Origin of the sequence: Amaricoccus sp., from assembly GCF_017995835.1 — a bacterium.
GTDB lineage: Bacteria > Pseudomonadota > Alphaproteobacteria > Rhodobacterales > Rhodobacteraceae > Amaricoccus.
Map to the genome: position 1 here is coordinate 37,592 of NZ_JAGOID010000014.1, position 7,161 is coordinate 44,752.

Consider the following 7,161-nt stretch of genomic DNA (forward strand, 5'->3'; position numbering starts at 1 on the left):
ATGGACAGACCCGTGACCGAGATCGCGAAACGCGTCTACGACCACGCCTGGCGGATCGACCCGATCGTCCGCTCGATGATGGACACCGATTTCTACAAGCTGCTGATGCTCCAGACGGTGTTCCAGCGCAACGCCGACGTGGAGGTGGAGTTCAGCCTGATCAACCGCTCGGCGCAGGTGCCGCTGGCGAACCTGATCGACGAGGCCGAGCTGCGCGAGCAGCTCGACCACATCCGCACGCTCCGCCTCTCGCGCGGCGAGTCGACCTGGCTGCGTGGCAACACCTTCTACGGCAAGCGCCAGATGTTCGGGCCGGACTTCATGGAATGGCTCGAGGCTTTCCAACTCCCGCCCTACGAGCTCGAGCGCCGCGGCGACCAGTACGAGCTCACCTTCCGCGGCTCCTGGCCCGAGGTGATGATGTGGGAGATCCCCGCCCTCGCCGTGCTGATGGAGCTGCGCTCGCGCGCGGTGCTCAAGGGCATGGGCTACTTCGAGCTCCAGGTGCTCTACGCCCGCGCCATGACCCGCGTCTGGGAAAAGATCGAGCGGCTGCGCGCGCTGCCGGACCTGCGCATCTCCGACTTCGGCACGCGGCGGCGGCACTCGTTCCTGTGGCAGGACTGGTGCGTGCAGGCGATGATCGAGGGCCTGGGCGAGCGCTTCACCGGCTCGTCCAACTGCCTGATCGCGCTCCGCCGCGACATCGAGGCGATCGGCACCAACGCCCACGAGCTGCCGATGGTCTTCGCCGCGCTCGCCGAGGACGACGCCGCGCTCGCCGAGGCGCCCTACCGGGTGCTGGAGAACTGGCATCGCGACTACGACGGCAACCTGCGCGTCATCCTGCCCGACACCTACGGCACGAAGGGCTTTCTCGAGCGGGCCCCGGACTGGCTCGCGGCGTGGACCGGCATCCGCATCGACAGCGGCAAGCCGGAGGACGGGGCGGAGACGGCGATCGCGTGGTGGGAGAGCCGCGGCCAGAACCCGCGCGAGAAGCTCGTGATCTTCTCCGACGGGCTCGACGTCGACCGCATCGAGGCGCTCTACGCCCGGTTCCACGGCCGGGTGAAGCTCGGCTTCGGCTGGGGCACGCTGCTGACTAACGACTTCCGCGGCCTCGCCCCCGGCGACGCCCTCGCGCCGTTCAGCCTCGTCTGCAAGGCGGTCTCCGCCAACGGCCGCCCGACGGTGAAGCTCTCCGACAACCCCGCCAAGGCGATGGGCCCCGCCGACCAGATCGCCCGCTACAAGCGGGTGTTCGGCGTCGGCGCCCAGGTCGAGGAGCCGGTGCTGGTCTGACCTCTGCCTGCGTCGCATCCGCAGCGCCCTGCGCCGTTGCCGGCGGCGTCGGGTGCGTGCTAGCTCGACAAAAGCCTCGGGAGGACCCCGCAATGCACATCCTCGTCACCGGCGCCGCCGGCATGGTCGGCGTCAAGCTCACGCGCTCGCTGGTGAGCGACCCGCCGCCGGGCCTGACCCGGCTGACCCTCGTCGACGTCGTCGAGCCGAAGGTTCCCGCCGGCGCGTCGGTGGCGACCGTCGCCAGCACGCTCGACATCGCCGACGCGGCGGCCGTCGCGGCGCGAATCGCCAAGCGGCCCGACGTGATCTTCCACCTCGCCGCCGTCGTGTCGGGCGAGGCGGAGGCGGACCTCGAGAAGGGCTACAAGGTCAACTTCGACGGAACCCGCGCGCTCCTCGAGGCGATCCGCGCCCTGCCGGACTATTGCCCGAGGGTGATCTTCGCCTCGTCGATCGCCGTCTTCGGCGCGCCCTTCCCGGACACGATCCCCGACGACTTCCACCTCACGCCGCTGACGAGCTACGGCGCGCAGAAGGCGATGGGCGAGCTGATGCTCGCCGACTACACCCGCAAGGGCTTCCTCGACGGCGTCGGCATCCGGCTTCCCACCATCTGCGTGCGGCCGGGCAAGCCGAACAAGGCCGCCTCGGGTTTCTTCTCCAACATCCTGCGCGAGCCCCTCGCCGGGCAGGAGGCGGTGCTGCCGGTCGAGGACGACGTGCGCCACTGGTTCGCGAGCCCCCGCGCCGCCGTGGGCTTCTTCCGCCACGCCCTCGCCATGGACCTCGCGAAGATCGGCCCGCGGCGCAACCTGACCATGCCCGGCCTCTCGGCGACGGTGGGCGAGGAGATCGAGGCGCTGCGCCGCGCCGCCGGCGAGGGTGCGGTGGCGCTGATCCGGCGCGAGCCCGACGAGACGATCCGCCGCATCGTCGCCGGCTGGCCGACGCAGTTCGACGCCAGCCGCGCCGAGGGCCTCGGGTTCCGCGCCGACGCCACCTTCGACGACATCGTCGCCGCCCATGTCGAGGACGAGCTCGGCGGCAGGGTCGGCTGAAGAATCGGCTGACGCAGAACCCGTTGGTGGTGGGGGGCGGGAGTGCTATCATCCGGGCGGGCGAGGCGCGAGCCTCGGCGTGGGGGAGGACCGACCCGATGCGGACAGCCATCGTCCTGTCGGCCGTAGCGCTGGCCGTCGCGGCCGGGGCGAGCGCGCAGGAACCTGCTCCAGAGCCGCGCCCCGCCGGGCTGGCGCAGCCGGCGGCCGCCGACGCCGCCGCGCCGGCCGACGCCCTGCTGACCGACGACGAGCTCGACGCGCTGCTCGCGCCCTACGCGCTCTACCCCGATTCGCTGATGAACCAGATCCTCGTCGCCGCGACCTTCCCGCTCGACGTCGCCAAGGCCGATCGCTGGGTCGCCGACAACCAGGATCTGCCCGCGGCCGATCGCGAGGCCGCCGTCGACGGCGCGGGCTGGGATCCGAGCGTCGCCGTGCTGGCGGCGGGGTTCCCGGTGGTGATCCAGCGCATGGCCGAGGATCTCGACGCCACCGAGACGCTCGGCGACGCCGTTCTCGCCCAGACCGACGACGTGCTCGATTCGGTGCAGCGCCTGCGCGGCCAGGCGCAGGCGGTCGGGCAACTCGCCTCGAACGAGGCGCAGACCGTCGAGGTCGACGAGGAGGGCGCCATCAGCATCGCCCCGGCCGACCCCGACACGGTCTACGTCCCGAGCTACGATCCTTCTGTCGTCTACGCGACCGCTCCGGCCGGCTCGACCTATGTCACCACCGACCCGGTCGGCTACGGTCCGGGGAACTGGCTCGCGACGGGGGCGATCGCCTTCGGCAGCGCGCTCCTCGTCGACGAGATCTTCGACGATGACGACGACTGGAACGACTACTGGCGCCACAACGACGTGCATGTGGACTGGGACGACGGCGAGTTCTACCCGCGCCCGGACCGGGACATCAGGATCGACGGCGACGTCAACATCGACCGCGACCGGGTGATCGTCGACCGCGACCGGCCGCTCGATCCCGATCGTGTCGAGGCGGCGCGCGCGCGAATCGACGCCGGCGACACGCCGAGGCTCGACGGGGCGCGCGACCGGCTCGGCGGCGTCGATCCCGACCACCCGCGGCGGGCAGGCGCCTTCAAGGCGGACCCGGCCCGGCGCGACGAGGCGCGGGCCAAGCTCGAGGCGCGCCACGAGGCGGGCGGCGGCGCGGCCGCCGCCGCGCTCGCCGGGGCGGGGGCGGGGGCCGGACTGGCCGCCGCCCGCGGCGACGGAGCCGCGCGCAGCAGACTCGAGGCCGCGCAGGCGGCCGGCGGCGGGGCGGCGCGCAACAAGATCCAGGCGGCGCACCCGGGCGGCGGCGGCGCGGCGCGCGCCAAGCTCGACGCGGCGCGGGCGAACCGGCCTGAGGGGCCGGCGCGCAAACCCGCCGCGGACCGCGCCTTCACCCCGCGCCCCGAGGGCGCGCCCAAGGTCGATGCGGCGCGCGCCCGCGCCAAGGCGAGCGCCGGCCCGGGGGCCAAGGCGGCCGCCGCCAAGCGCAAGCCGGTCGGCAAGCCGTCCGCATCGCGCCCGCCGGTCAGGAAGCACGCCGCGAAGCCCACCGCCTTCAAGAAGCCGCCGAAAGCGCACCGCGCCGGCCATGCCGGCGCGCGCGGCCGGCACAGCAGCGGGCGACGCCGGTGAGATCAGCCCTGGGAGATGAGGCCATGACCGCATTCCGTCTCGCGCTCGGGCTCGCGGCCCTCGCGATGGCCCCGGCCGCGCTCGCCGCGCCGCAAACCTTCCCCACGCCCGAGGCCGCCGCCGAGGCGGTGATCGCCGCGCTGGAGGCGAAGGACCGCGACGCGCTCGTCGCCGTGTTCGGCCCCGAGAACGAGGACGTGATCCTTTCCGGCGACGACGTCGCCGACCGCGCCGCCTGGGCCGAGTTCCTCGCCGACTGGCGCGCCATGCACCGGATCGAGACGGCCGGCGACAAGGCGACGCTCTATGTCGGCCGCGACCAGTGGCCCTTCCCCGGCCCGATCGTCGAGGGCGACGCCGGCTGGTCCTTCGACGCCGCCGCGGCGCGCGAGGAAGTGCTGATGCGCCGCATCGGCCAGAACGAGCTCGACGTGATCGAGGTGATGCGCCTCTACGTCGCCGCCCAGCGCGCCTACCGCGCCGCCGACCCCGACGGCGACGGCGCGCCCTCCTTCGCCGCCAGCCTGATCAGCGACCCCGGCACGCGCGACGGGCTCTACTGGCCGCCCGAGCCCGGCGTGCCGGAGAGCCCCGTGGGCGACTTCATGGCCCGCGCCGCCGCCGATGGCTACTCGGTCGACGGCCAGGACCAGGACCCCGAGCCCTTCCACGGCTACTATTTCCGCATTCTGACCCGCCAGGGCGCCGCGGCGCCCGGCGGCGTCGCCGACTACATGATCGGCGGCCGGCTCCTTGGCGGTCACGCGCTCCTCGCCTTCCCGTCCGCCTGGGGCGACACCGGGGTGATGAGCTTCATGGTCGGCGAGGCGGGCGTAGTCTACGAGGCCGACCTCGGCGAGGACACACTCGCCGTCGCCTCGGCCATCGCGTCGTTCGATCCCGGCCCCGACTGGTCCCCCGTCAGCGACGACTGACGCGCCCGCCGCGGGTTAACAGCGCCTAAGGAAGTGGCGAGCCTTTCCAGCCGCCTTCCAGCCGGGGTTTCTTGCTGCCGTTCCAGAGCGACGCCGGCCTCGGGGACGATCGGGCGGTCGAGGCCGTCGCGCACGGGCTTCGGGTTGGGTCGGCGCGCCGGGACTACTCGACCCAGCCCGAACCGATCAACGCCCGCTCCTCCTCGGGGGGGAGCGCCATCCCGATGCCGAGCCGGTCGAGAGCGGCGTCGAGCGTCTCGGAGGCCGCCCCCTGCGCCGGGACGAAACCGTCGCCTCCTGCCATTGCGGGCGAGGGCAGCCGGCTCGCCACCGCCAGCTCCGTCTCCCAGTCCTCGCCGGAGTTGCGGCAGGCGAGACCGCGGGTGAGGGCGCGATCGGCGTCGTGCAGGATCTCGTACTCGCGGCATGGCCGGCCGATCCTGTCGCGGTAGGTGGCGATCAGCGTGATCCTCTCCTCGCCGCCCGACGGCGCCACCCCGCTCGGCGCCCCCTCGAGCGCGATGCGAAGGGCCTCGTCCGCACCGGAAGCGTCCGCGATCTGCACCGTGTCGCCTGCCGGCCGCAGGTCGATCGCGACGCCGACGGCCAGCGCCGCGGCGGCCGCGACGGCGGTCCAGGCGGCGATCCGCCGCGCGCCGGGCCGCGCCATGCGCCATCCGCCACGGCCGGACGGCCGGGCAGGGGCGGTGGCGGCCGGGGCGGGGAAGATCGCCGCGCGGATGCGCTCCGGGATCGCCTGGTTCGTCGGGCCGGCGAAGGCGGCGCCCAGCATGGCGTTGAGTTCCATCAGGGCGTCGACATAGGCCGCGTCCCGGGGGCTGTCGGCGAGGTGCAGCACGACGCGGGCAGATTCCTCCGGCGACAGCGCGCCGTCGACGAAGGATTCGAGGGTCTGGGGTTCGATCACTGTGTCCATGACCGGCTCCTCTGGTCGGGCGCCTTCACGAGCGGCAGCAGCATGGCTCGGGCGCGGGACAATCGGCTCATTACGGTGCCGATGGGAATGTCGAGGGACTCGGCCGCCTCGCGGTAGCTGTGGCCCTCTATGGCGACGAGGGCGACGACGAGTCGCAGTTCGTCGGGGAGCTTTTCGACCGAGGCCCGAACCCTTTCGAGCGTGATCCGGTCTTCGGCCTGGCGGGCGCCGAGGCCGTCGTCGGACATCGCCAGCGTCTCCGGATCGATCTGGGCCCCGCGCACCTTCCGCTTGCGGCGGTCGTCGAGCCACAGGTTCTGGATGATCCGGAACATCCAGCTGTCCATCCGCGTGCCGGGCTGGAACGCGGCCGCGTTCCTGAGCGCCCGCTCGCAGGCGGCCTGGACGAGGTCGTCCCCGGCGTCCGCCGATCCGCAAAGGGTATAGGCAAAGCGCCGAAGCCGCGGGACGAGGGCGACGAGGTCGCGCTGAAAACTGCTGTCCAAGACTGACACCCGAGGGAAGGACGTTCTGGGGACATAACGCACGGACAGCGAAATTATTCCGCACCTATCTTGATCGGCGCCGCGGCTGGCCGTATTCATGCGGCGTCGAACAGGGGTGCGGCATGGGGTGGATTCGGCGCTTTTCCATCGGTTTCACGGTGCTGGCGCTGGCGATCTCGCCGGGCGCCGCCGGGCGGTTCGTTTCAGTGGCGCCCGCCCATGCCCAGGCAGTGGATTTCTCGCAGTCCGCGGACTTCCATGGCGCAACCCTCGAGCTCGCAGCGGACCGCGGCGGCAAGTCCAGCCGGTCCGACAAGTCCAGCCGGTCCGACAAGTCCAGCCGGTCCGAGAAGTCCAGCCGGTCCGAGAAGTCCAGCCGATCCGAGAAGGCCAGCCGGTCCGAGAAGGCCAGCCGTTCCGGAAAGTCCGCCGGGCGTTCCGAGAAGTCCGGCAAGGCGGCGAGCCGCGCCGAGCGGTCGAAGAAGTCCTCGGGCCAGGCCGAGCGGGCCGCCGCTCGGGCCGTCGAGGCGACGACCGCAGGTGATGATTCCGCCGCCACCGAGGTGACCGCCACCGACGACACCCCGACCTCCGTGGATGACCCGACGCCGCGCGAGGACGGGGCGGTCGATGATGGCGCATCGACGAGCGGGGACAGCTCGACGCCCACTTCTGGCGACGAGACCGCCGTCGACGAGACCCCGACGGCCGTCGACGGGCCGACGCCGACCCCGGGTGAAGACCAGACCGCCGTCGACGAGACCCCGA

The 7,161-nt window shown here is 72.7% G+C and carries 7 protein-coding genes; 5 read left to right on the top strand and 2 right to left on the bottom strand.

Annotation, left to right across the window (positions count from 1 at the left end):
• The 4 genes from pncB (at position 1) to KBA23_RS04235 (ending at position 4,950) form a co-directional block, all read left to right on the top strand.
• Positions 1-1,305 carry a nicotinate phosphoribosyltransferase gene (gene pncB, locus KBA23_RS04220; protein ID WP_290737124.1) on the top strand — a complete coding sequence of 435 codons (1,305 nt, stop codon included), beginning with the start codon at positions 1-3 and terminating at the stop codon, positions 1,303-1,305.
• 92 nt (positions 1,306-1,397) lie between these two features.
• Positions 1,398-2,366, top strand: a complete 969-nt coding sequence (denD, locus tag KBA23_RS04225; RefSeq protein ID WP_290737125.1) for a D-erythronate dehydrogenase — start codon at positions 1,398-1,400, stop codon at positions 2,364-2,366.
• A 98-nt stretch (positions 2,367-2,464) separates the two neighbouring features.
• Positions 2,465-4,015, top strand: a complete 1,551-nt coding sequence (locus tag KBA23_RS04230) for a DUF3300 domain-containing protein (protein ID WP_290737126.1) — start codon at positions 2,465-2,467, stop codon at positions 4,013-4,015.
• A gap of 23 nt (positions 4,016-4,038) precedes the next feature.
• The gene (locus KBA23_RS04235) at positions 4,039-4,950 is read left to right on the top strand and encodes a DUF2950 domain-containing protein (RefSeq protein WP_290737127.1); all 912 of its coding nucleotides are present in this window, start codon (positions 4,039-4,041) and stop codon (positions 4,948-4,950) included.
• Positions 4,951-5,113: 163 nt separating this feature from the next.
• On the opposite strand, the gene KBA23_RS04240 is transcribed toward KBA23_RS04235, so the two are convergent.
• Together KBA23_RS04240 and KBA23_RS04245 are read right to left on the bottom strand one after the other, a co-directional pair.
• Positions 5,114-5,887 carry a hypothetical protein gene (locus KBA23_RS04240; RefSeq protein ID WP_290737128.1) on the bottom strand — a complete coding sequence of 258 codons (774 nt, stop codon included), beginning with the start codon at positions 5,885-5,887 and terminating at the stop codon, positions 5,114-5,116.
• Positions 5,875-6,393: an RNA polymerase sigma factor gene (locus KBA23_RS04245; RefSeq protein WP_290737129.1), complete on the bottom strand. Its 519-nt coding sequence runs from the start codon at positions 6,391-6,393 to the stop codon at positions 5,875-5,877. Before KBA23_RS04245 ends, KBA23_RS04240 begins: the two co-directional genes overlap by 13 nt.
• A gap of 158 nt (positions 6,394-6,551) precedes the next feature.
• Here KBA23_RS04245 and KBA23_RS04250 point away from each other — a divergent pair.
• Positions 6,552-7,161: hypothetical protein (locus KBA23_RS04250; protein ID WP_290737130.1), on the top strand; the 610-nt coding region annotated here is incomplete at its 3' end.